Source organism: Kribbella antibiotica (assembly GCF_004349055.1).
GTDB classification, from domain to species: domain Bacteria; phylum Actinomycetota; class Actinomycetes; order Propionibacteriales; family Kribbellaceae; genus Kribbella; species Kribbella antibiotica.
In genome coordinates, this window is sequence record NZ_SMKX01000069.1 from 1 (window position 1) to 24,094 (window position 24,094).

Genomic DNA, 24,094 nt, shown 5'->3' on the forward strand with positions numbered 1-24,094 from the left:
CCCGTTACCTGTCCTTGGACCAGCGGCTGGCGATCGCTGACGGGCTGGTCAACAAGCACACTTTCACGGCGATCGCGGTGAGGATCGGGAAGAACACCTCGACGGTGTCGCGCGAAGTCGCCGCGCACAGTGTCGAGGGGATCTACCTGCCCCACCAGGCCCACGCAGCGGCCGCGGCGGCCCGGGCGCGGCCCAAGGACTCCAAGCTGGTCACCAACATCGCGCTGCGAGCCAAGGTCGAAGAATGGCTGGCGGTGAAGTTGTCACCCGAGCAGATCTGCCACAGGCTCGTCAAAGACTTCCCCGATGACGAGAGCATGCGTGTGAGCCCCGAGACGATCTACCAAGCGCTCTACTTCCAGGCCCGCGGCGGCCTCAAACGCAAAGTCGCCGAAGCACTGCGCACCGGCCGGACCCGCCGCAAACCCCACCGCGACCCCGAACAGCGCCAGTCCCGGTTCGTCGACGACATGCTCATGATCTCCGAGCGCCCCGCAGACGTCGAAGACCGCGCCGTCCCTGGCCACTGGGAAGGCGACCTGATCATGGGCGAAAACAACCGGTCCGCGATCGCCACGCTGGTCGAGCGGACCACCCGCTACACGCTGCTGGTCCACCTGCCCGGCAGCCACGAAGCCGAACCAGTCCGTGACGGTCTCATCAAAGCGATGCAGACCCTGCCCGAGCACCTGCGCGGCTCCCTGACCTGGGACCAGGGCTGCGAAATGGCCCGCCACAAACAATTCTCCATCGCGACCGACATGGCCGTCTACTTCTGCGACCCCCACTCACCCTGGCAGCGCGGCACCAACGAGAACACCAACGGGCTCCTGCGCCAGTACTTCCCCAAAGGCACCGACCTGTCCATCCACGGCCCCGAAGACCTCGAACACGTCGCCCAAGAACTCAACGCCCGACCACGCAAAACACTCGACTGGGACACCCCAGCCGAACGCCTGCGTGATCTACTCACCACCTAGAAACCACCACGGTGTTGCAACCACCCCTAGAAACCGCCCATGAGAGTGCAGAACCCACAAGCCGATGGGGGAACCCATCAGATGACGGATGGGCTACCTCCGACTAACGCGAGCAGCCCCGCGTCTCGGTCCGCCGGGGTCGTTGGCCGGCAACTTTTTCCCAAATGGCGACCCTTTATTACCGACTAGCGCAGATCTTGCAGCCCAGCCACAGCGGGCACCTCAAGCAACGGGCACGCGGTCGCCGACCTCGCCAGTACCTCAACCAGGCACCGGCCCCAGCCAAGCTCCTTCTGTAACGCGGCCGCCGCGGCGACCAGCCACAAGCAACGTGTCCGGCTTGTCCGGTGCGGCGAGCAACCACCCCGCCGTACCGGCCGAGTTTCGGTGAAGTGGGTTAGTGCCAAGAAGATTCGTCTCGGGTAACGACACCCGCGCGGGCTGAGGCTAGGCAGTCGGCGAGGGTGCCGAAGGTTACGTTCACGCCGAGGTTGACCGGGGCGTACCAAGCCCACTTGGCGGAGTTGGTCATCACGTGGCGGGTTTGGGGGCGGAGGACCGAGGTGACGTAGGTGCAGGTGTCGACGAGGACTCGAACGCCTGCTGACTGCAGGTCCGCGAGCCAACCGTTGCTTTCGGCAACTGCTGCGGTGGTGCGGTTGGTGGCGGCCCAGACTTCGACGGTTGGCGACATGGGCGCGCCGGCGCGGACCAGCGCGACGAGTTCGGCGAATTCGGTGATCGAGAGGTGCGGCGTACCGAGGCTGATTGCGTCGAGGCGACCGGGGTAGGGGCTGGAGAGTTCGTCGCGGGCGGCGCGGAGGTGGGCCGGGGTAATGCGGTGGACCTCTGACACGGCGTCGCCTTGGGCGGAAGCTTCGGGAGTGGTGCCGGCGATGTGGAAGAGGCCGATGCCACCGCGGGAGGCGGCTGCGGCGCCGAAGGCCTTGAGGTGATCCTCGGGGACCACCTCGGGCCAGCCGGTCAGGAGCGGCACTCGGTCGGCGGCGAGTTTGCCGGTGAGGTGACCGAGGGCGGCCCAGGCTGCGTCGAGGTGGAGGGTGTGGGCAGGCAACAAGCTGAGGTCTAGTTCGATGCGGGCGCGGCGGTTCTCGTCTAGGTGCAGGCCCGCATACGGCGCTCGACCGGTCAACCCGGCGCAGATGTCGACGAAGTCGCCGTACCGGTCGGTGCGGGCGCCGAGGACGGAGTTGGCGAAGGCGATGGCGTTGGACTCGGCCCAGGCGATGTGTTCGCCGAAGGCTGGGCGGTGGGTGTCCTGGTACGGCGCGCAGGTCCAGGTCGGGGCGGCGCCGAGGGCGGTGTAGGCGTCCATCAGTCGTCGGGCGTCGTGGCGTTCGGCGCCGGCGAGGCGGACCAGGCCGGGGTGCAGGAGGTCTAGGGAGCCGACGTTCAGGCTTGTCGGTACGACGACGTGCCCGCCGAGCTCGACGAGCCGCTCGGCGAAGTCGAGGCCTGCCTGGCCGTGATGGAGGCAACCGTCGACATGGGCCGAGGTGATCGGAACCAGCGACCGAGCACCGAGCGTGCGGGCCAAGCCGATGATGAGCCGCATCGCCAGCGCGACCGCAGGACCGGCCGCGCCGTCGCGGAGCTCGCCCTCCGCCGCAGTCAGTGCCATGTCCGTCATCCGGCCTCATGTTACCTGTCCGCAGGACACCTCTTTGGGGCCGATCGGAGGGCTTGAGGGGTATCGTTGTCAAGGAGTGTCAAGGGGTCGCGTAAGCGTGTTTGTGCAGGTTCAGCGCAGATTCGGCCCAGTCACCCCTCGCCGATTCGGCCATCTACAGATAACGTTGTCTCTCGACCTTGACCGCCCCGACGGAGCCCGCCACGTGACCGAGCAGAACCCTCACCACCCCGCGATCACCCTTGCCCGGTCCAGCGCCCCGCGACACCTGGTGAAGGCACCTGTTCGGCGACTGGCGGGGGGACGATGAGCGGCGACACGGTTCTCGGGATCGACATCGGCGGCACGAAGATTGCCGCCGCTCTCGTGTCTGCAGACGGAACGATCGTCTTCCAGGACCGGATCGCGACGCCGACGGGTGAGGCAGATCAGGTCTTCGCGGCGCTGGGCGAGCTCGTCGGCCGGGTGCTGGGTGGCGCGTCGCCACTGGCGGTGGGGATCGGCTCGGCCGGTCCGCTGAACGCCAAGCACGGGTTGGTGTCGCCGGTGAACATCTTCGGGTGGCGGAACTTCCCGCTGGTGGATCGGGTGCGCGCGCTGGTCGACGTACCGGTGACACTCGGGGTAGATGGGCATTGTTTCGCGCTGGGTGAGTTCTGGACCGGCGCTGGGCGGGATGCGCAGACGCTGCTCGGCATCGTGGTGTCGACCGGGGTCGGCGGCGGGCTCGTCGTCGATGGTCGGCCGCTGCTGGGGCAGTCCGGGAACGCCGCTCATATCGGCCATGTCGTGGTCGACCAGAACGGTGAGGCATGCGCTTGCGGTTCTTACGGCTGCGTCGAGACGTATGCGAGTGGGCCGCGGATGGTGGCTCGGGCGCAACGCCGGGGCTGGCGGACGGGCGAGCAGGTGGATGCCGCCGTACTGGCTGCCGATGCGGCTGCGGGTGATGAGCTCGCGCTGGCGGCCTTCGACGACGGCGCGCAGGCGCTGGCGGCCGGCATCGTGGCGACCGCGGTCACGGTCGATCTGACCACCGTGGTGATCGGTGGTGGGGTGGCGAAGGCGGGGCCGGTGCTGTTCGACCCGGTCCAGGCGTGGGTGAAGCGGCTGGCGCAACTGCCGTTCGTCGCCGACCTCACCGTCGTACCGGCGCAGCTGGACAACGCAGGCCTGCTCGGGGCGGCCCACCAGGCGTGGTCCTCGATTCGCTGACGTGTTGCCCGAGCGGGCAATAAAAGTGCCTATTTCGCACTAGAACAGGCATAAGACCGCCTGTCTCACGCATCTTTGCGCAATTCTTACCCAATTGCCCAGATCTGTGTAACGGCGACCCCTTGTTGCACGATGCAACGGATGGATGGGGTGGGGGCACGTCATCCAAGGTTGGTCAAGGGGGGCCTTGGACCAGCCAGGCAAGGTCGGTCGATGGGGGGCCGTGGACCGACCGAGTGCGTGAGCGGCGGGGAGGAGACTCCCCGCCGCCCTCGCGTTCAGGCCGCTGATGGGTAATACGCCGGCGGACGGTCCTCAGGAGGGTGGAGGACCGCTCACCACCTCCAAGGGCCTCTCGCCAGGGCCGGCGAACCACCAGCGCCCTACACGCCTACCCGGAATTGCCTACGGGCGGAGCCACTCCGGCTCAGGGAGGCGGGTGCGGTCGAGGCGGCCGTTGTCGTCGAGCGGGAGCTCCTCGATCGGGATCAGGTCAGCCGGGACCAGGTAGATCGGCAGTTCCTTGCCCAGGTCGAGCATCAGGCGGGCCAGCACGGTCGGGTCGCTGTCCTCGAGGACCACGTAGCCGATCAGGCAGGTGTCGCCGCCGTGGTCGGAGATCGCGATGACGACGGCGTCGATGACACCGGTCTGGCACGCGAGGACGTGCTCGGTCTCGCCGGGCTCGACGCGGTGACCGCGGATCTTCACCTGATCGTCGGCGCGACCCAGGTACTCGAGGGTGCCGTCGGGGCGCCAACGACCGAGGTCGCGGCTGCGGTAAAGGCGACCGCCGGGATGCGCGGGGTCGGGGACGAAGGCAGTCTCGGTCTCGTCCGGGCGACCAAGGTAGCCCTGGGCAACGGCTGCCCCACCGAGGTGGATCTCGCCGACTCCGCCGACCGGCACCGGCCGACCGACCTGGTCCAGCAGCCGTACGGCGACGCCGTCGATCGGGCGCCCGATCGACGGCCGGTCCTCGGTCGGGTCGACCTCGTGGATCGTGGTGACGATCGACGCCTCCACCGGCCCGTATTCGTTGTACAGACGGCATTCCGGGTGCGCGTCGAGGAAGTCCCGCACCTTGTGCGTCAGAACCATCGCCTCGCCGCCGGCCACGATCTCTCGCAACGCAGGCAGTTCGGGCAGCTTGCGCATCGTCGCGAGCAAAGCGGTCAGCGGGCTGAACGCCATGAAGAGTCGCTCGACGCCATGATCCCGCAGCGCGGAGATGACCGCGTCGGGGTCGTAGCGGTCGTCCTCACCGATCAGCACCAACGCCGAGCCGGACGCCAGCGCAGTGAACATCTCCTGCACATGCACGTCGAACCCGAACGATGTCCACTGCAAAGTCCGCAGCGAACTCCGCGTCCGCAGGTAGTGCCTCACAAGGTTGACTGGACCACGGTGCGGGACCAGAACACCCTTCGGATTCCCGTTCGAACCCGACGTATAGATGCAGTAGGCAACATCATCGGCCGCAGCCTGGACCGGTGGCGCCTGCTGCGCTCGCGAGTCACCATCGACTCCCGCCACCGGGACGAGCCGCAGCCCGAGCCGGTCCGCGAGCGCCGCATCGTCACCGACTAGCGCGACGGCAGAAGCGTCGTTCGTCATGAACGCCCAGCGAGACTCCGGTACGCCGGGATCCAGCGGCAGGTAAGCCGCTCCCGACTTCAGAACCGCCAGTACGGCGACCACTAGCTCGGTGCCTCGGGCAACTCGGACGGCAACCAGCTCACCGGGCTTGACCCCGAGATCCGCGAGTTGCCAGGCGACCGCGTTCGCACGGCGCTCCAGCTCGGCGTACGTGAGCTCGCGCTCCCCCTGGATCAGCGCGACCGCATCCGGCGTCCGGGCGACCTGCTGCTCGAACAGGGTGTGCAGAGCACTCAGCTCTCCCGCGACGACCGCGTCGCGGCGACCGCGGCCGATCGGACCGACGGGCTCGAGATCGCCCTCCAGCTTGCGCAGGGCTTCGAGGTCGGCGGCGATCGGCATCATCAGCTGCGGAAGGCGCAGGCGCGGTTCGGCCGTTGCCCTGCGCAACACGGCCTGCAGGTAATTGAGCAGCCGGTCGATCGTGCTGCGGTGGAACAGGCCCGCGCGGTAGTCCGCCGTACAGGTGATTCCGGCGCCGTGGTGGGTCAGCCGCAGCCGCAGATCGAGCGGCTCGGGCAGATCATCGTCGCCGTCCTCGAACTCCACCAGGACCTGGAAGAGCGGGTCGCGCTGCAGGATCGCGAGGTCCGTGCCCGCGTGGTCGAATGCGCCGGTCGTGACGTCGCGCACCCGGTGCGCGAGCTCGCCGAGATCCGGCTCGCCCGACAAGTCGATCCGGATCGGCAGCGCACGCCGTACGGCGGCAGTGGTGTCGCCCTGTGGGCGGATCAGCGCAGACCCGATTGTGACGTCGTCCTGCGCTGCAAAGCGTCCCAGCACAGTGCCGACGGCGGCCAGCATCGTCATCAGCGGGCTGACCTTGCGCTCGCGGCTGAACACGAACACGGCATCGCCGAGCTCGTCCTCCAGCTCCAGCTTCACCGAGGCAACCTCAGCTCGCCGCCCGCCATCGGCCGGCAACACCAGCGGCTCGGCGCCTGCGAGCGCCACCTGCCAATACCCGACATCGCGTCGCCGCCCACCGAGCGCCGGTGCCATCTCGCCCTCGATGACAACCCGTCGCAGCTCGCCGGTCCGGCCGTCCGAATACTCAACCGGTACGACGGTGCGCTCGGGCGCAGGCTCGTCCGCCGGTGCGGCGTCTTCCGTAGCTGTCGGTGCTGGGGTCTCGTCCTCGGCCGACTCTGTGGCGTCTGTGGCGACCTTCTCGGGCTCCGGGGTGACCTCGCTCAGGAGGGAGAGCTGCTCGCGCATGAGCTTGGTGACGCCGTCGACCAGCTGACCGGCAACCCGGAGCTGCTGAGACATGAGCGCAGCGACACCACTGTTCGGAAGGTCAGCAGCACTCGTCGCCGTGGCCGCTTCTTCGACACGAGCAGCGAGCTCGGCCAGCCCGGTCCCAAGAACCGCCAACGCAACCCGAGAGTCAGGCTCGCCAGCAGGCTCGTCGGGCTCAGCCTCGGTCTCGACCTCGGCGACCGCAATCTCTACCGGCTCCTCGACAGGAGTTGTTTCTTCTTCCTGTACGGGCGTTTCGGCAACTTCGTTGCTCTCGTCATCGGCCCGCGTGGTCTGTACAGCGACAGCGGTCGCAAGCTTGTGCGGTGTCGTGTACGACGAGAACAGTGTCTCCGCCGACAACTCCACCGAGAACTGCTCGTTGATCCGGTCGATCACCGGCGCCATCGACTCCGCCGTACCGCCGAGCTCGGCAAACGTGTGGTCGACCGTCAGGTCATAAGGATCGAGCCGCAGCACGTCACACGTCAGATCGAGCACCGCGTCCAGCGACTCGCGATACCGCTCCGCCGACACCTCGTCGCCCGACAGCGACCCGGCCTGCGCCAGGTAGTCCGCGTCGACCGAATGCGTCTCTTCCGGCAGCGCGAACGGCGATTCCTCGTCCGCGTTCTCGTCCACCGCAGCGACCTCGGCCACCTCGGCCGGCGGGTCCAGCGGGATCCGCTTCACCGCGGCGCTCGACGGCGCAAACCCAACCGCCTGCGCCCGGGCAACCCGCTCGAACGCACTCACAGACCCTCGTACGACGCCCTCCGCCGCCGTCGCCGGCGCAGCAGACGCGGTGTCGACCGGGTGGTGCACCCGACGGAACGGGTACGTCGGCAACGGCACTCGACCGCCGAACGCGTACACCTTCGACCACGTGATCTCGGTGCCCTGCTCGTACAGCTCGGCGAGCCCGTTCATCGTCGCCAGCACCGGGTCCTGCCCGAGGCGCTGCGCCGGAATCCAGGTGCTGTTCGGCGCGATCCGTCGTCCCGCCGGGCTCAGCACGGCGTCGGGCCCGAGCTCCAAGAACCGTCGGCACCCGGCCGCGGTCACTGCCTCGACGGCATCCCCGAACAGCACGGGCTGCCGCAGCTGACCGACGAGGTAGTCGCCGTCCAGCACAGTCCCGGACTCGAGCAACTCACCCGACCAGCTCGACACCATCGGCGTCCGCAGCGGCTTCAGCGTGATCCCGCGGACGATCGTCGCGAAGTCCGCCAGGATCGGATCCACCAGCGAACTGTGGAACGCCCGATCGACATCCAGTCGCTGCCAAGCCACCTGCAGCTGATCCAGCTGCTCGGCGAGCTGCCCGACGATCACCTCGGACCCGGTCAGCACGAACGACTGCGGACCGTTGCCTGCGGCAATCTCCACACCGGAGCTCTGTGCCAGCTCACGAACCCGATCCGCGTCCGCGCGCACCGACACCATCGCGCCCGGCGCCGTCCCACGCTGCATCAGCTCACCGCGCTTGGCCGTCAGCCGCACACCGTCGGCCAGCGACAACGCCTCGGCCACGCACAGAGCGGCGTACTCGCCGACACTGTGACCGACCACGAGCGCGGGCTGCACGCCGAACGACTGCCAGAGCCGCGCGAGGGCGAGCTCGAAGGCGAAGAGCGCCGGCTGAGCGGTCTCGGTCGGCCAGACGCCTTCCGCCTGACCGGCCGGGGTGAGCAGGAGGTCGAGCAGGCTGCCGCCGGTCTCCTCGGCGTACACGCGGTCGCACTCGTCGAGGACTGAACGGAAGACCGGGAAGCGCGCGGCCAGGCCGGCCGCCATACCGCGACGGGCCGCGCCTTGGCCAGTGAATGCATAGCCGAGCGGGCCGGGGCCGCCACGCGGGATCTCAGTCGCCTGGGCCGAGCCGAGTGCGTCGACGAGCTCGGCTTCCGTTGCACCCGCGACCGCGATGCGGTGGCGGTGGGCCGGTCGGCCTAGCGCCGCCGTACCGGCGAGGTCGATGAGTCGGTGGCCGGTGCCCTCTTCCAAGTCGGCGCGATAGAGCTCGACGAGGTCGGTGAGGGCGTCGGGGTCAGGCGCGGACAGCGGCAGTACGACGGGACCGTCGTCACCGCGGCGGACCTGGCGCGGCGGCTCCTCCAGGATCACGAGCGCGTTGGCACCGCCCGCGTCGAGGGCGCTGACGCCGGCGCGCAACGTCGTACCGGCTTGCCAGTCGCGCGCATCGGTCGCGACCACGAACGGACTGCCGTCGAGGCCGAGCTCAGGGTTCGGCTCGGTGTAGTTGATCGTCGGAACCAGCGTCCGGTGCTGCAGCATCAGGATGGTCTTGATCAGACCGGCCATGCCGGAGGCGCTGTCGAGGTGACCGATGTTCGGCTTGACCGAACCGATCGTGCAGAACCCGACCTCGTCGGTGTGCCGGCGCAGCGCGGTCGTGAGCGCGTGCACCTCGGCTGCGTCAGCAGTGATGCTGCCGATCGCGTTCGCCTCGAGGTAGCTCAGGGAGTCGGCGGCGAATCCGGCGCGTTCGAGCGCACGCTCGATCAGTGTCTGGTTGCCACTCGCCGTCTCGTCGTTGCTGACCGCGGTGCCGCGGATGACGGCGTACACGGTGTCTCCGTCGGCGACGGCCTGGTCGAGACGCTTCAGCAGTACGGCGGCGACGCCGTTGCCGCCGACCGTGCCATCAGCGGCCGCGTCGAAGGCGCGGACGTGGCCGGACGGGGACAGGATCGACTCAGGCGACGGCTGGTAACTCGTTGCCTGCGGCACCTGTACGGCGGATGCGCCCGCCAGCGCGAGGTCTGCGTCGCCGGAGCGAAGCGCCTGGCAGGCCAGGTGAACCGCGACGAGGGAGGAAGACCAGGCCGACTGAACGCCGATCGCCGGTCCGGTGAGGCCGAGGCGGTAGCCGACGCGGGCAGCGAGTGAGTCACGCGCCTGCGGCTGGCGGTTGTAGAGGTTCATGCCCGAGCCGGCGAAGACGCCTACCCGGTTGGTCGTGCCGCCGTAGCCGGCGTGTTCGAGCGCCTGGTGACACACCTCGAGGAACAGCCGCTGAGCCGGGTCCATCAACTCGGCCTCACGGTCGCTCAACCCGAAGAACTTCGCGTCGAACGACTCAACGTGCTCGAGCACGCCGCTGACCGCTAGCGCGCCGTCGCCTTGGCCGACCTCGTCGGCTGTGAACCGCCGTACGCTCTCGACGCCGCCGACCAGGTTGTCCCAGAACTGCTCCAGCGTCTCCGCTCCCGGGAACCGGCCAGCGAGACCGACGACAGCGACCGGCTCAACCGACGCGGCCTTAACAGGAGGCTTGTCTGCAACTGGCTCGCGCTTCGCGGTCGGCAACTGCGCCGCAGTAGGCGCCTGCACAAGCGCCGTCTCCGCTGGCTGCTGCTCGACGGACAGTACGGCGACAGCTTCCGTGGGCTCCTGCTCGTCAGCAGGCGATTCAGACGTGTCCACGTCGGACTCGGTGGCGACCGCAGGCTCGTCCGTGTCGGGCTGGTCGGCGGGCGTCTCCGCGGCAGGTGGTGCCACCTCGACAAGCAGGTCGGTGACCTGCTCGTCTTCCAGCTGGGCGTCCGTAACCGTGCCAGCTGCTTGTAGAGCGTCGGCGAGCGCGGTGATGAGCTCAGCGGGATCAGACGCGGCAGCAGCTGCCCGCACGTCAGCACGGTCGGCAGCGGCGGTTTCCTGAGCGTCCGCGGCGGCGGGCGCCTCTGGCGTCGTACCGGGGGTGGGCTCTTGCGCGTCGACAAGGTCGGCGGACGCAGGCGCGTCCGGTGTGGCGTCGGTAGGTGCCGCCGGAGCCTCGGCGGAAGCAGCCACGGGCTCGACCGGCGCGGGCGCCTCCGACTCTGCTTCGAGGGGCTCGTCGGGTGTCGCTTCAGCAGCGGCGAGGGGCTCGGCGGTAGCGGCGACGGGCTCATCCGACACGGCGACCGGATCGCCGGACTCAGCGACCGACTCGCTGGGCTCGGAAGCGGGCTCGCTGGGCTCGGTGGAGGCTTCAGCCTCCGGCGTCTCTTCCGCCGCGAGCGCCTGCTCGGCGGGCTCGGAGAGCTCAGCTACAGCCGCTTCGTCGATCGGTGCTGCCGCAGGGGCGATCTCGTCTGCTTGGTGATCGGCGGGCGCGGCCACGGGCCCGCCGCCAGCAACGGCGTCGGACACTACGTGCTCGTCGGCTGAGGCGGAGCCCTCGGCTGCGGCGCTGTCGTCGAGTGCGGCGCTGTCGTCGAGTGCGGTCTCGACGGAAGCAGGTGGCTCGTCGACCGACGCGGTGGCGCCCACAGGTGCGGTCTCGACGGAAGCTGATGCCACGTCGGCCGGAACGGCACCCGCGGTTACCGACTCGGCGGGAGCGGCTTGCTCGTCGGCTGGGGTCGTGTCCGTAGGGGTGGAGTCAGCGGAAGCTGCTACGGCTTCAGCTGGGGTGGCACCCGCGGGCATGGACTCGGCGGGAGCTGTTGTCTCGTTGACCGGAACGGCATCCGCGGGGGTGGACTCGGCGGAGACGGTTGACGCGTCTGCGTGCGGGACCGCGGAGGGCAGCGTCTGCAGGTCGGAATCGGCGGCGTCGACCGACTCGACCTCGGTGTCGCCGACGGCGAGGTCTGCGGGAGTCGACGGTTCAACGGCGTCAGCCGAGTCGATCGGAGCATCGGTCGGGTCATCGGCGGTGTCGCTGACGGCAGCGGGCTTGTCGAGGGCCAACGGCTCGCCAGCGGTGTCGGCCGGATCGGGCTCGGCATCCCCCACGACGAGGTCTTCGGGGGTCGACGACTCGAGAACGCCGATGGCGTCGGCAGGCTCAAGCGTCGCGCCGACCGGATCGGTCGGTGCACTGTCGACAGCAGCAGGCTCGTCGACGGCCGACGGCTCGGACTCGTCAACAGCCGACGCTTCGGAGGGGTCGGTATCAGCCTCGGCTGGTACGACGATGATGTCGCCAAGGGCGGCGGGCTTGTTGAGGGCCGACGGCTCGTCGGTGGGTTCGGTCGCGGTGTCGGCCGGAATGGGCTCGACATCCCCGACGACGAGGTCTTCGGGGGTCGACGACTCGAGAACACCGGTGGCGTCGACAGCCTCAGGCGCCTCGTCGGCCGGATCGGCCGGTGCACTGTCGTCCGCAGCAGGCTCGTCGACAGCCGACGGCTCGGGCTCGTCAGTGTGCTCGGTCGCGGTGTCGGTCGGCTCAAGCGCGGAGGCACCGACCGCGAGATCGTCGAGAGACGACGATTCAATCGCGTCGGTGGGATCGATGGACTCTGCTGCGGCGTTAACAGGGACGGGCTCGCCAGCCGCAGGCTCATCGAGGGCGGGCTCGCCAAGCACAGGCTCGTCGACAGCCGACTCACCAAGAGCAGCCTCGTCGACAGCGGGTTCGTCAAGCGCCAACTCGTCGACAGCAGGCTCATCAACGGCGGACTCGTTGACAGCCAGCTCGTTGAGGGCGGGCTCGTCGAGGGCGGGCTCGCCGAGGGTTGACGGGGCGGATGCGATCGCGGAGTCAGGCTCGGCGTCCAACTGGTTCTTGGTGGCGTCGGCGGGCTCTTCGAGGGCGGACGAGTCTGGGGTGTCCGCGGACTCGGTCGGCTCGGTCGTGGCGTCGCCGACGGCGAGGTCTTCGGGGGTAGCCGGATCCAGCGCATCAGCAGGGGTGACGGCCTCTGCCGTCGTGTCGCTGACAGCTGCGGGCTCGGCGGGCGCCGAGGGGGAGCTGGCCGAGTCGATCGCGGCACCGGGCTCGTCAAGGGTCGACGGCGTGCCGAGGGTAGGCCGTTGCGGCGGGGTGGGGATGGATTGCTGGAGAGTCCGCTGCCAGGCCAACCGGACGGTCGGGAGCTCGGTGGTGCGCTCGCCGGCCTCCAGCTCTTCCGCGGAGATCTGGGTGTCGGCGGTCGCCGACTCGGGGCCTTCGCCGGTGGGGCCGGAGTACGAGGTGGCGCCGGCTGGTTCTACGTACGGGTGGGGCGCGGTTTCGAGGGTGCCGTCCAGCCAGCGTTGCTTCAGCAGGGGGCGGAGGATTTTTCCGCCGGGGGTGGTCGGGAAGTCGCGGCGCGGGACGCCGACGACCTCCGCCACCAATTGCAAGCGTGTCTGGATGAGGCTGCGGATCGCCTGGTCCATGCCGGGGATGGAGTCCGGCGTCAGGGCGTAGAAGACGACCAGACGATCGGTGCCCGACTCAACGTCGGGGACGGCGCAGGCGGCGACGAGACCTTGCTCGGCGCCGACGACCGTAGCCGCCACTGCCTCGATGTCGTGCGCGTAGTAGAGGGTGCCGCGCATGATGATGCGCTCGCTGTCGCGGCCGGTGATGACGACCTGGCCGCCGGTGATGAAGCCCTGGTCACCCGTCGACAGCCACTTGCGCATCGGCCAGTTGCCGACCGGGAACGCGTCGCGGTCGGCTTCCAGGTTGCCGAGATAGCCGGGCGTGACGCGGGCAGAGGCGATCTGCAGCTGGCCGATCCGGCCCTCGGGCAGTACGGCGCCATTCGGTGCCACGATGCGGACCGTCGTACCGGGGGCCGGAGCACCGACCGAAACCAGGCTCAAGACACCCGGCGCCTCGGCGCGAGTCTTGCCGGGGCGCGCGACGGCGACCTTGCCGGAGGACGGGCGCTGGTCGACCCACTCGACGATGCCGGTCGGTGGGACGCGGACGCGGTGCACGTTCGGGGTCAAACCCGGCCGGGCGAAGGTGATGCCGGTGACGGTCTCGGTCATGCCCCAGGCGGCGACGAAGGTCTCCGGTACGACGCCGAAGCGGTTCGTCAGCCGGAGGAACTCGGTCATCACGGGGACGGTGATCTGCTCGCCGCCGCTGACCAGGCTGCGCAGGGCGGAGAGGTCCCAGTGCCGGTCCGGCTCCCCCGCGATCGCCTGGGTTGTCAGCCGGTAGCCGAAGTTGGGCGACCAGGAGTGGTTGACGCGGTGCTGGTCCATCAGGTCGAGCCAGCGCAGCGGGTCGGCGAGCACCCAGGCGGTGTTCACGTGGATGTTGGTGCAGCCGGTGAAGACGGGCAGCAGGTGGTAGAGCAGGAACGCGCCGCTCTGGTCGAGCGGCAGCCAGTTCAGCGTGGTCTGCCCGGGGCGGACCGGGAGCATCGCGGGGGTGCCCGCCGCGAACTCGACCAGACCGCGATGCGTCAGCTGCACGATCTTCGGCGAACCGGTGCTGCCGGAAGACAGCATCAGTACGGCGACATCATCCGCGGCCGGACGGTGGAATTCGTTCGTCGGCTCGTGGCCGGCGAGCGCATCCGGGTCGAGCACCGGCAGGCCGAGGTCGTCGGGCAGATCCGACGGACGGCCGATCAGAACGGTCCAGCCGAGGAGGTCGGTGACGGCACGCAGGCGCTCGCGGCCGGCCTCGGTGCGGTCGCCCTCCGGCGACGGCGCCAGCAGCAGCGGGCGGATGCCGCCCAGCGTGCAGGCCCAGAACGCGGCGAAGAACCCGACCGGCTCGGTGCAGTGCACGACTGCGGGATCTCCAGCCCGTACGCCGTTCGCTCGCAGGCCGGCGAGGATCCGCGCAGCCAGCTCGAGCAGCGTCGGGAAATCGAGCTTCGTCTCGCGCCCGTCGGGCCCGATCTCGACCACACCGGCACCGCTGAAGTCGCGGGCCGCGCGCAGCAGCGCACTCGGCAGATCGCGCGGATACCCGGCGGGAATCATCAAGGCCGGCCCGGTACTGATCGCCGGCCGGTCGGCACTGCTCCTCACCACGCCCGCGTCACCACCAAGGAAACGTCAGCGGGAGCGGGAGCGATCGCCAAGGCGCGAGTCGGTCGATGACCCACGGACAAGCGCCTCCCCACTGGACGGAGCCGGGCAAAGGGCATACCCGTCTCGCTCTCACCGACACGTTGCCCCGTAATTCGGACCGTCGGACCGATGCGGTGACCAGGCGGACCCGGTGCGTCATCGTGCCGACCGACAGCCGTGAACCCTACCAGCCGTTCCGGCCCCGGCAGGAGCCAGTTCCGGACAGCAAAGAGTTAAGAATTCCACGACCCTGCCGACACCATGACAACGAGTGTCGGACGACGGAGATACGCCACCGTGATGAAACGGAGATCGGCGCGGGAGGAGCGACGAACGGGGTGGGCTGTGAGGGACTCGAACCCCCGACCCCCTCGGTGTAAACGAGGTGCTCTAACCAACTGAGCTAACAGCCCTTACGACGGCAGACCGTATCACTTTCGGGGCCTTGAAGCCGCATCACTTTCGACGTGTCAACGCCGAAAGTGCCTCTGCGTAGTCGTCCGGATTTCGTGCTTCGGGCATCGCGTTCAGCACCGACCACCGGATCACCCCGGCCGCGTCGATCACGAAGGTGCCGCGCCGGGCACACCCTCGCTCGGCATCGAACACGCCGTACGACGACGCGATGGCGCCGTGCGGCCAGAAGTCGGTGAGCAGGCTGAAGCCGAGCTCCTGGTGGTCCGCGTACGCCCGCAGTGTGAACAGCGGGTCGCACGAGATCGCCAGGAACTGCGCCGACGCGAGCAGCTCCGGCCGGTCCCGTAGTGCCGTCAGCTCACTCGTGCAGACCCCGCTGAAGGCATACGGATAGAACACCAGCACGACGGGATGTCCGGCGTACTGACTGAGCCGGATCTCCTCGCCGTGCTGGTTACGCGTACTGAAGTCGGGGGCCCGGCTGCCGACTGCAGCGATGGTCACCTCAGCCTCGGCGACCCGACTTCGGCACCACCAGCTTGGTCGCCGACCAGTCGGCGCTGATGCTGAGTGTGCTGGTTGTGGACAGCCCGGCCACCGGAGCGGCTTCTGCGATGTCGCTGCCCTCCACGTAGCCGTCCCGGCCGACCTTGGGGGTCAGCAGCCAGACAACTCCGCCTGCCTTCAAGTCGGTAAGGATGTCGAAGAAGGCGTCGACCAGGTCCCCGTCGTCGTCACGGAACCAGAGCAGCACAACGTCGACCACCTCATCGGTCTGGTCGTCGACAAACTCTTCGCCGGTGACAGCCTTGATCGCGTCGCGCAGCTCGTTGTCGCTGTCGTCGTCGTACCCGATCTCCTGAACGATCCAGCCGGCCTCCAGGCCGAGCCGGGCCGCCATGTTCGGCTGCTCCTTACCGTCCGCGTGGTCCGCGGTCGCGCTCACGTGTCCTCCTCCGTCGTCCCCAAGTGTCCGGGGGTATGCGTCAGTAGCGATAGTCCATCGTGACGTACCGCGTCGCGCAAGTATGCACGAGGTATCCGTGACGTGTCCGGTATCCGCGCGGTGGGGTCTGTCCGTGTCCGCTCAGATCAGGCTCCGGCCGCCGGAAACGGGTCCTGATCGACGGCGAAGTAGAACGCATTCCGAACAGATGACAGGATTGCGGTGAAGACAACCAGAGAGAACGGCAGGACACCGTGGCTTCCGGACACGAACCACCAGCCATCATCACCGAGGGGATGCCCACCCAGCTCCCTGACATAGACCCCGACGAAACACGGGAATGGGTCGAGTCGCTCGACGCCGTGCTGGACGAACGCGGCAAGGCGCGGGCGCGCTACCTCATGCTCAAGCTGATCGAGCGGGCCCGGGAGCGGCAGGTCGGCGTACCGGCGCTGCGGAGCACCGACTACATCAACTCGATCCCGCCCGAGCGGGAGCCCTGGTTCCCTGGCGACGAGCACATCGAGCGCCGGATCCGGGCCTTCATCCGCTGGAACGCCGCGGTGATGGTGAGCAAGGCGAACCGCAAGGGGCTCGAGGTCGGCGGTCACATCGCCACCTACCAGTCCGCGGCCAGCCTGTACGAGGTCGGCTTCAACCACTTCTTCCGGGGCAAGGACCATCCGGGCGGCGGTGACCAGGTCTTCATCCAGGGCCACGCCTCCCCCGGTGTGTACGCCCGGGCGTTCCTCGAGGGCCGGCTGAGCGCCGACCAGCTCGACGGATTCCGCCAGGAGGTGTCGCGCGGACCGCACAAGGGCCTGTCGTCGTACCCGCACCCGCGGCTGATGCCGGACTTCTGGGAGTACCCGACCGTCTCGATGGGTCTGGCCGCCCTGGACTCGATCTATCAGGCGCGCTTCAACCGGTACATGCACCACCGCGGCATCAAGGACACGTCCGACCAGCACGTCTGGACGTTCCTGGGTGACGGCGAGATGGGCGAGCCGGAGTCGCTCGGCGCGATCGGCCTGGCCGCCCGCGAGGAGCTCGACAACCTCACCTTCGTGATCAACTGCAACCTGCAGCAGCTGGACGGTCCCGTCCGCGGCAACGGCAAGGTGATCCAGGAGCTCGAGGCGTTCTTCCGCGGTGCGGGCTGGAACGTCATCAAGGTGGTCTGGGGCCGCGAGTGGGACTCGCTGCTGGCCCAGGACCACGACGGCGCGCTGGTGAACAAGATGAACACCACGCCGGACGGCCAGTTCCAGACCTACTCCGTCGAGTCCGGCGAGTACATCCGGAACAACTTCTTCGGCGGCGACCAGCGGCTCACGCAGATGGTCAAGAACCTGTCCGACGAGGACCTGCGCAAGCTGCCCCGCGGCGGGCACGACTACCGCAAGGTCTACGCGGCCTTCAAGAGCGCCAAGGAGCACGTCGGGCAGCCGACCGTCATCCTGGCCCAGACGGTCAAGGGCTGGACGATCGATTCGCTGGAGGGCCGCAACGCGACCCACCAGATGAAGAAGCTCACCTCGGACAACTTGAAGACCTTCCGCGACCGGCTCTACCTGCCGATCGAGGACAAGGACCTCGAGGACGCCTACAACCCGCCGTACTACCACCCCGGCAAGGACTCGCCGGAGTACCAGTACATGATGGAGCGGCGTTCCCAGCTCGGTGGCTTCCTGCCCGAGCGCCGGGTCAAGCCGAAGACGCTGAAGCTGCCTGGTGACGACGTCTACAAGCCGCTCAGCAAGGGCAGCGACAAGACGGCGGTGGCGACCACCCAGGCGCTCGTCCGGCTCTTCCGGGACCTGATGAAGGACCCGGAGATCGGGCACCGCATCGTCCCGATCGCGCCCGACGAGTACCGCACGTTCGGCATGGACTCGATGTTCCCGACGGCCAAGATCTACAACCCGCACGGGCAGACCTACGAGGCCGTCGACCGCGCGCTGCTGCTGGCCTACAAGGAGTCCTCGGCCGGTCAGCTGCTGCACGAGGGCATCAGCGAGGCCGGTGCGATGGGCTCGATGATCGCCGCCGGTACGGCGTATGCCACGCACGGCGAGCCGATGATCCCGTTCTACATCTTCTATTCGATGTTCGGGTTCCAGCGGACCGGTGACTCGCTCTGGGCGCTCGGTGACCAGCTCGGCCGCGGTTTCGTGGTCGGCGCCACCGCCGGCCGGACGACACTGACGGGTGAGGGTCTGCAGCACGCGGACGGTCACTCGCCGCTGCTCGCCTCGTCGAACCCGGCGGCCGTGCACTACGACCCCGCGTTCGCCTACGAGGTCGCGCACATCGTCAAGGACGGCCTGCGCCGGATGTACGGCTACGGGCTGGACAAGGACAAGCCGTACGGCGAGGACATCTTCTACTACCTCACCGTCTACAACGAGCCGGTCGCACAGCCGGCCGAGCCGGCGGATCTCGACATCGCGGCACTGCTCAAGGGCATGTACCGCTTCGAGGAGTACCAGACGGCCGCGGGCGACGATGTACCGCGTGTCCAGCTGCTCGGCTCGGGTGTCGCACTGCCGTGGATCCGCAAGGCACAGCAGATCCTCGCCGAGGAGTACTCGGTGGCGGCCGACATCTGGTCGGTCACCTCGTGGAACGAGCTTCGCCGCGATGCAATCGCGGCCGAGCAGCACAACCTGCTGCACCCGGACGAGCCGGAGCAGGTGCCGTTCATCACCGAGCAGCTGAAGGACTCCAAGGGTCCGGTCGTCGCGGTCAGCGACTTCATGCGCGCGGTGCAGGACCAGATCTCGCGCTGGGTCCCGAACGACTACACGTCGCTCGGCACCGACGGCTGGGGCCTGGCCGACACCCGGGCAGCGGCCCGCCGGCACTTCCAGGTCGACGCCGAGTCGGTCGTCGTCGCGGCGCTGCAGATCCTTGCGAAGCGCGGTGACGTCAAGCCGGAGGTTGCGGCCGAGGCGGCTCGCAAGTACCAGATCGGCGACCCGACCGCGGTCGCCGGTGTGAAGCAAGAGGGCGCTGGCGCCTAAGTAACGATCAGCAGGCCCACCACCCCTGTGCACGGGGAAGTGGGCCTGCTGTCTTTTGCCGGCCGATCGGTGGGCGGTCGGCAGCGGGTGCGGTCGGGCCTGGTGACCCCGACCGAACCCGGTCTCGGTGGTGGTGCGGGCGCTGGCGACAGTGGGCGCCTCGCATCCTTTAGACAGTTCAGTACTCAGACAGCGGCGAGCTCCAGCTCGGCGCTGTGTTCAGCGGCTTCCAGCTCACGGACCAGCGGGAGTACCCGAGCACCGAAATACTCGATCTCCTCCTGGAAGTGCAGGAAGCCGCCCAGGATCAGATCAACCCCGCGTCGGCGGTAGGCGACGATCCGTTCGGCGATCTGTTCCGGCGTACCGATCAGCTGGGACCGGAAGCCGTCGTTGTACTGGACGAGGTCCTCGAACGACGAGTCCGCCCACATCCCCTTGCCGTCAGGCGCTGACCGGCCGGCCTGGGTCACGGCGTCCCGGAACCCTTCGACCGCCGGCTTGTTGGCCTTGGCAACGATTTCGCGGAGCGTCTCCCGCGCTTCCTTCTCGGTGTCGCGCGCGATGATGAACCCGTTCAGCCCGAACTTCACCTCGCGACCGCCACCCGCCGTACGGGCAACCCGTCGTACGTCGAGGAGCTGTTCGGTGACGCCGTCGAAGTCCTTGCCGTTGGAGAAATACCAGTCCGAGTGCCGGCCCGCATTCTCCCGGGCCGCGGATGAGTTACCGCCCTGGAACAGCTCGGGAAAAACGCCTGGTTTCGGCTTCAGCGTGAAGTCGCGGATCCGGTAGAAGTCACCGGCGAACTCCACGTTGTCCTCGGTCCACAACTTCCGCAGTACCTGCAGGAACTCGGCCGACCGCCGGTAGCGCTCGTCGTGCTCCAGCCACGGCTCCCCTAGCGCGGTGAACTCACCCTTGAACCAGCCGCTCACGACGTTCACCGCGAACCGCCCACCTGAAAGGTGGTCCGCAGTAGCCCCGAACTTCGCCAGTACGCCGGGCTGCCACAACCCAGGGTGAACCGCGGCGATGACCTTCAGCCGCTCAGTTGCCAGCAGCAACGCAAGGCTGAAACTCGTTGATTCGTGCTGGAACTCGGCACCATAGCTAGCGGTGTAGCGAACCTGGCTCAGTGCGTACTCGAACCCAACCCGCTCAGCCGTCTGCGCAAGCTTCTTGTTGTACTCGAAGTCCCAGCCCGTCCGCTGCTCGATGTCACTGGTGACGAGACCACCGCTGACGTTGGGAACCCAGTAGGCGAACTTGACCTCATTCGCGACGCGTTCAGTCGACATCAGCTGTACCAGGTCGGCTCGGGCAGCTCGCCGACGAGCAGGTGCCGGCCGACCTCGCGTCGCTTGTACGCGACCGGGTCATGCAGCGTGTGCGTCCGGACGTTGCGCCAGAACCGGTCGAGTCCTTCGATCGTGGCAGTCGACCTCGCTCCGGTGACTTCGAAGATCCGGCTGGTCACCTCGAGCGCCACCTCAGTGGCCCGAGCCTTGACCGCAGCCACGCGCACCTCATGCTCACCACGCTGCTGCTCGGTCACCTCCCACGCGTTGTCGTGGATGACCTGAGCCTCCAGCGCAACCGCATCGGCGAGCGCTTCGACGGCCCACAGTTTCGACTGCAGGTCGCCGTACGCGTCGATGACGGCCGGCTCGTCGACAGCGGACGCATACCCGCCGTGCAGCCAGGAGCGGCTCTTCTCGCGGGTGTAGGTGACCGCGGTCTCCAGGGCGCCGCGGGCGATGCCGAGGTAGAAGTTCACGAAGACCAGCTGGATGGTCGGGACATTCAGCGTGTTGTAGACCCGCGGCTGGAAGGTCTTGCCGACGAATCCGGCCGCCTGGTCCCAGCCGACCCGCACCTGGTTGAGGGTGACGCCGCCGCTCTCAGTCAGCCGCTGGCCGATGTTGTCCCAATCGTCGAGGAAGTTGAGGCCCTCGATATCGGACGGCACGATGGCGAAAACATGCGTGCCGCTGTCGAGCAACGTGCCTTCGAGCACGGTCACATCGGAGACCTTGCTCCCGGTCGAGAAGCTCTTGCGACCGCTGAAGCTGATCGTGTCGCCTTCGTCGGTGACGACCACGTCGGCGTCCCGCGGATTGACCGCGCCGCCGAAGAACCACTTGTTCGTCGTCGCCGCCTCCTCGACGGCAGCGATCTGCTCCTTCGTGCCGACCAGCCGCGCGGCCCAGAACCACAGCAGGTGATAGCCGAGCAACTGCCCGATCGATCCGTCGGCCTCCGCGACCGTCCGAATCACCTTGTACGCCGTCGGCCAGGTCTGACCGCCGCCACCATGCTCGGTCGGGCCGAGCAGCGTGACGAGCCCGGAATCCTTGAGCAGCTTGACTTCGTCGTACGGCGTGGCGCCGGCGCGGTCCCGGACAGCCGCATCAACGGCGAGGATCGCGGCCACTTCGGCGGCCCGCTGGATCCATTCGTCCGGTGTCGTCGGGGTGATTTCGGACAGGGCAGGGCGAAGCTCTGAGGTTGACATAGGGGTGAAACTCCTTGATTCCCAGGGGATTCCGGATGGGTGGGTTGGGGCCGACCGCTGGAATCAACACGCCTGAGAGGCGACACGCAGCAGGTCGATGTGGCGGCGCTGCACCAAGATCAACTCGCGGGTCATGCACCCATTGTCGACTCACTAACTAGACATTCGTCAACAAGTCCATGGCGCGTCTCAACCGGTGGACCTACCGTGGATCCATGCCTGAGTTGATCGCGCCGGATGTGGCACTGCAGAAATCGTGGTTGGAGTCGGCCGACGAGTGGGGCGCGGAGACGCAGCACGGGTCCGGCATCACCGACACCTACGACCTGCAGAGCCCCGAAGGATTCGCCGCCTGGGTCGCCTACTTGCGGGCGCAGAGCGACGACAGCGCCGAACTCCCCGCGGGGCGGGTGCACGGGACGTACTGGTGGATCGTCGAGGGCGGCGAATACCTCGGCTCCATCACTTTGCGGCACACACTGACCGAGAAGCTGCTCGACGGCGGTGGTCACATCGGGTACGGCGTTCGCCCGTCGGCCCGGGGCCGCGGGCTGGCGGCGTGGGCGCTGGACGAGGTGGTCATCCGCGCCGGGGAGCGCGGCTTGGAGCGGGTGATGGTGAGTTGCGACGTCGGCAACGTCGCGTCGGCCAAGACGATCGAGCGCGCCGGCGGCGTACTGGAGGACGTCCGGGAGACCTGGCTCGGGCCCACCCGGCGCTACTGGATCGCGACCTGATCATCGACTAAACTTCGAAACTCAGAAACTATCTACGAGATTTCGAAGGTTGGGAATGATCGTCGACGTGCACGCGCATACGCCGACGCACCGCGACGCGGTGCCGGACGACGAGCGTCAGGTGTTCACCGGCTGGCGTAACGACCGGGCGGTGACCACCACCAACACCTGGGCCGAGTACGACGTCGCGATGGCGGCGGCGGATGTGTCGATCGTGTTCAACATCGCGGTCGACGACCCGCTGGCCGCCACCGGGATCCCGCATCCGCCGGAGCGCTGCAACGACGCGACGATCGAGTTCGTCCGCGACAATCCGGCCAAGCGGATCGGGTTCATGTCGGTGAACCCGACCGTCTACGGTGCGTTCGACGAGGCCGACCGTTGCCGTGAGCAAGGTCTGGTCGGGGTGAAGCTCGGCCCGAACTACCAGAACTTCGACCCGCTCGGTGAGCCTGCGCTGGCGTTCTACGACTACTGCCAGACGAACAATCTGCCGATCCTGTTCCACTCCGGCGCCTCGCCGATCCGCGAGGCGCCACTGCGCTACACGTACCCGCTCGTCACCGACGAGATCGCGTTGCGGTATCCGGAGCTGCGGATCGTGATGGCGCACATGGGCCACCCGTGGAGCCGCGAAACCGTCGTGACGATCCGCAAACACCCCAACGTGTACGCCGATGTGTCGTCGATCTATCTGCGCCCGTGGGTGCTCTACCAGTCGCTGATCAACGCGGTCGAGTGGGGCGCGGCCGGGAAACTCTTGCTGGGTTCGGACTTCCCCATCGCCAACACCGGTGAGGCAATCGCCGGCCTGCGCACCGTCAACGACATGCTCGAGGGGACGAAGCTGCCCCGCGTCCCCGACGAGGTCATCGACGGAATCATCCACGCCGACGCACTGGCCGCCCTCGGCCTGCAGCTGCCGTCCTGACCAGGAGACAACCATGGCTATGACCGAGATCGGGTCCGAGCGACCCACCGACGCCGCACTGCTCGTCCGCGGGGTCTCCCCTGTGCTCGAAGTTCCCTTCACCGCCGATGGTGCGGTCGACTACGCCGGTTTCGAGCGGGTCGTCGAGTATGTGCTGTCGACCGGCGTCACGAGCGTCATGTTCCCCGGGTTCGCATCCGAGTTCCACAAGCTGTCCGAGACCGAACGCCGTCGGCTGACAACGCTCCTGCTGTCCCACACGCGCGACCGCGACGACGTTGCGGCGGTGATCGCCGTACAGGATCATGCGACGCGGTTGGCCGCGCAGCGCGCACTGGAGTCGGTGGAAGCCGGTGCCGACCTGATCAACCTGCTGCCGCCGCATTTCCTGTCGCCGTCCCGAAACGCGCTGGCCGATCACGTGCGAACGGTGCTGACGGCAATCGACCCGATCCCGATGGTGCTGCAGTACGCACCGAGCGAGACGGGCACGAGCCTCGACGCGGACCTGCTCCGCTCAATCGCCCTTGACCACCCGAACCTGCGCCTGGTCAAGGTCGAGTCGAGCCCGCCCGGCCCACTGATCGCCGAACTAGCAGCCGGTACGCCGACGCTAGCCGCCTTGGAGGGGCATGCCGGAGTGCAACTCCCCGATGCGATCCGGCGCGGGGCCGTCGGCACGCAGCCGGGATGTTCGCTCACCGAGGTCTACCTCAAGATCTGGCGTCGTTTCGCCACGGGTGACGAGGCCGGCGGCGTCGATCTGCACCGGCGCCTCCTCCCCTACATCTCCTACTGGATGCTCGACACCGAACGCATCATCGCCGCCGAGAAACTGATCTCGGTCCGGCGTGGGCTCTTCGAGTCGCCGTACTGCCGCGAACCCGCCCATCACCTGGATGTCGAAGAGGTTCGGATGGTCGACCGCGCACTCGCCGAGTTCGCCGACCTCCTCCCCCGGCTCGGATGATCGCTACCCACGAACTGGTGGCCGGGGACCTGGTGGTGCAG

Annotated in this window: 13 protein-coding genes and 1 tRNA gene; 6 read left to right on the forward strand and 8 right to left on the reverse strand. The window is 68.1% G+C overall.

All coding sequences use genetic code 11. The features are described 5' to 3' along the window. A partial coding sequence (locus E1263_RS22660) for an IS30 family transposase (protein WP_132170575.1) occupies positions 1–980 on the forward strand: 980 nt, incomplete at its 5' end. Positions 981–1,377: 397 nt separating this feature from the next. Here the strand turns inward: E1263_RS22660 and E1263_RS22665 are convergent. Further along, positions 1,378–2,631 carry an aconitase X gene (locus E1263_RS22665; RefSeq protein WP_132170577.1) on the reverse strand — a complete coding sequence of 418 codons (1,254 nt, stop codon included), beginning with the start codon at positions 2,629–2,631 and terminating at the stop codon, positions 1,378–1,380. A gap of 306 nt (positions 2,632–2,937) precedes the next feature. On the opposite strand from E1263_RS22665, the gene E1263_RS22670 reads away from it, so the two are divergent. Then, positions 2,938–3,846: an ROK family protein gene (locus E1263_RS22670; protein WP_132170579.1), complete on the forward strand. Its 909-nt coding sequence runs from the start codon at positions 2,938–2,940 to the stop codon at positions 3,844–3,846. A gap of 405 nt (positions 3,847–4,251) precedes the next feature. Here E1263_RS22670 and E1263_RS22675 read toward each other — a convergent pair whose 3' ends face one another. The 4 genes from E1263_RS22675 to E1263_RS22690 all read right to left on the reverse strand — a co-directional run bounded on the left by E1263_RS22675 (position 4,252) and on the right by E1263_RS22690 (position 15,871). Continuing rightward, positions 4,252–14,469, reverse strand: a complete 10,218-nt coding sequence (locus E1263_RS22675; RefSeq protein ID WP_132170581.1) for a non-ribosomal peptide synthetase/type I polyketide synthase — start codon at positions 14,467–14,469, stop codon at positions 4,252–4,254. Between the two features lie 378 nt (positions 14,470–14,847). After that, positions 14,848–14,921: transfer RNA gene (locus tag E1263_RS22680), tRNA-Val, on the reverse strand. Between the two features lie 43 nt (positions 14,922–14,964). Beyond that, a complete protein-coding gene (locus E1263_RS22685) occupies positions 14,965–15,429 on the reverse strand; it encodes a peroxiredoxin (protein WP_202869002.1) in 465 nt (154 codons plus the stop codon). A gap of 1 nt (position 15,430) precedes the next feature. Then, positions 15,431–15,871, reverse strand: a complete 441-nt coding sequence (locus E1263_RS22690) for a DUF3052 domain-containing protein (protein ID WP_132170583.1) — start codon at positions 15,869–15,871, stop codon at positions 15,431–15,433. Positions 15,872–16,167: 296 nt separating this feature from the next. Between E1263_RS22690 and aceE the strand changes: the two genes are divergently transcribed. Beyond that, positions 16,168–18,897 carry a pyruvate dehydrogenase (acetyl-transferring), homodimeric type gene (aceE, locus tag E1263_RS22695; RefSeq protein WP_202869003.1) on the forward strand — a complete coding sequence of 910 codons (2,730 nt, stop codon included), beginning with the start codon at positions 16,168–16,170 and terminating at the stop codon, positions 18,895–18,897. A 185-nt stretch (positions 18,898–19,082) separates the two neighbouring features. Here aceE and sfnG read toward each other — a convergent pair whose 3' ends face one another. From sfnG to E1263_RS44385, 3 genes are all read right to left on the reverse strand, one after another. Continuing rightward, positions 19,083–20,198: a dimethylsulfone monooxygenase SfnG gene (gene sfnG, locus E1263_RS22700; RefSeq protein ID WP_132170587.1), complete on the reverse strand. Its 1,116-nt coding sequence runs from the start codon at positions 20,196–20,198 to the stop codon at positions 19,083–19,085. Then, positions 20,198–21,415, reverse strand: coding sequence for an acyl-CoA dehydrogenase family protein (locus E1263_RS22705; RefSeq protein WP_132170589.1), 1,218 nt, complete (start codon positions 21,413–21,415; stop codon positions 20,198–20,200). The genes sfnG and E1263_RS22705 overlap by 1 nt, the downstream gene beginning before the upstream one ends. 63 nt (positions 21,416–21,478) lie before the next feature. Continuing rightward, entirely contained in the window at positions 21,479–21,550 is a 72-nt protein-coding gene (locus E1263_RS44385; protein ID WP_355465572.1) for a putative leader peptide, read from the reverse strand. A gap of 80 nt (positions 21,551–21,630) precedes the next feature. On the opposite strand from E1263_RS44385, the gene E1263_RS22710 reads away from it, so the two are divergent. The 3 genes from E1263_RS22710 to E1263_RS22720 are packed head-to-tail and all read left to right on the forward strand — an operon-like array spanning position 21,631 to position 24,053. Further along, entirely contained in the window at positions 21,631–22,152 is a 522-nt protein-coding gene (locus tag E1263_RS22710) for a GNAT family N-acetyltransferase (protein WP_132170591.1), read from the forward strand. 55 nt (positions 22,153–22,207) lie between these two features. Beyond that, on the forward strand, positions 22,208–23,083 hold the full coding sequence (locus tag E1263_RS22715) for an amidohydrolase family protein (RefSeq protein ID WP_132170593.1): 876 nt from the start codon (positions 22,208–22,210) through the stop codon (positions 23,081–23,083). A gap of 13 nt (positions 23,084–23,096) precedes the next feature. Beyond that, entirely contained in the window at positions 23,097–24,053 is a 957-nt protein-coding gene (locus tag E1263_RS22720; protein WP_238161419.1) for a dihydrodipicolinate synthase family protein, read from the forward strand. The last annotated feature ends 41 nt before the right edge of the window (positions 24,054–24,094 follow it).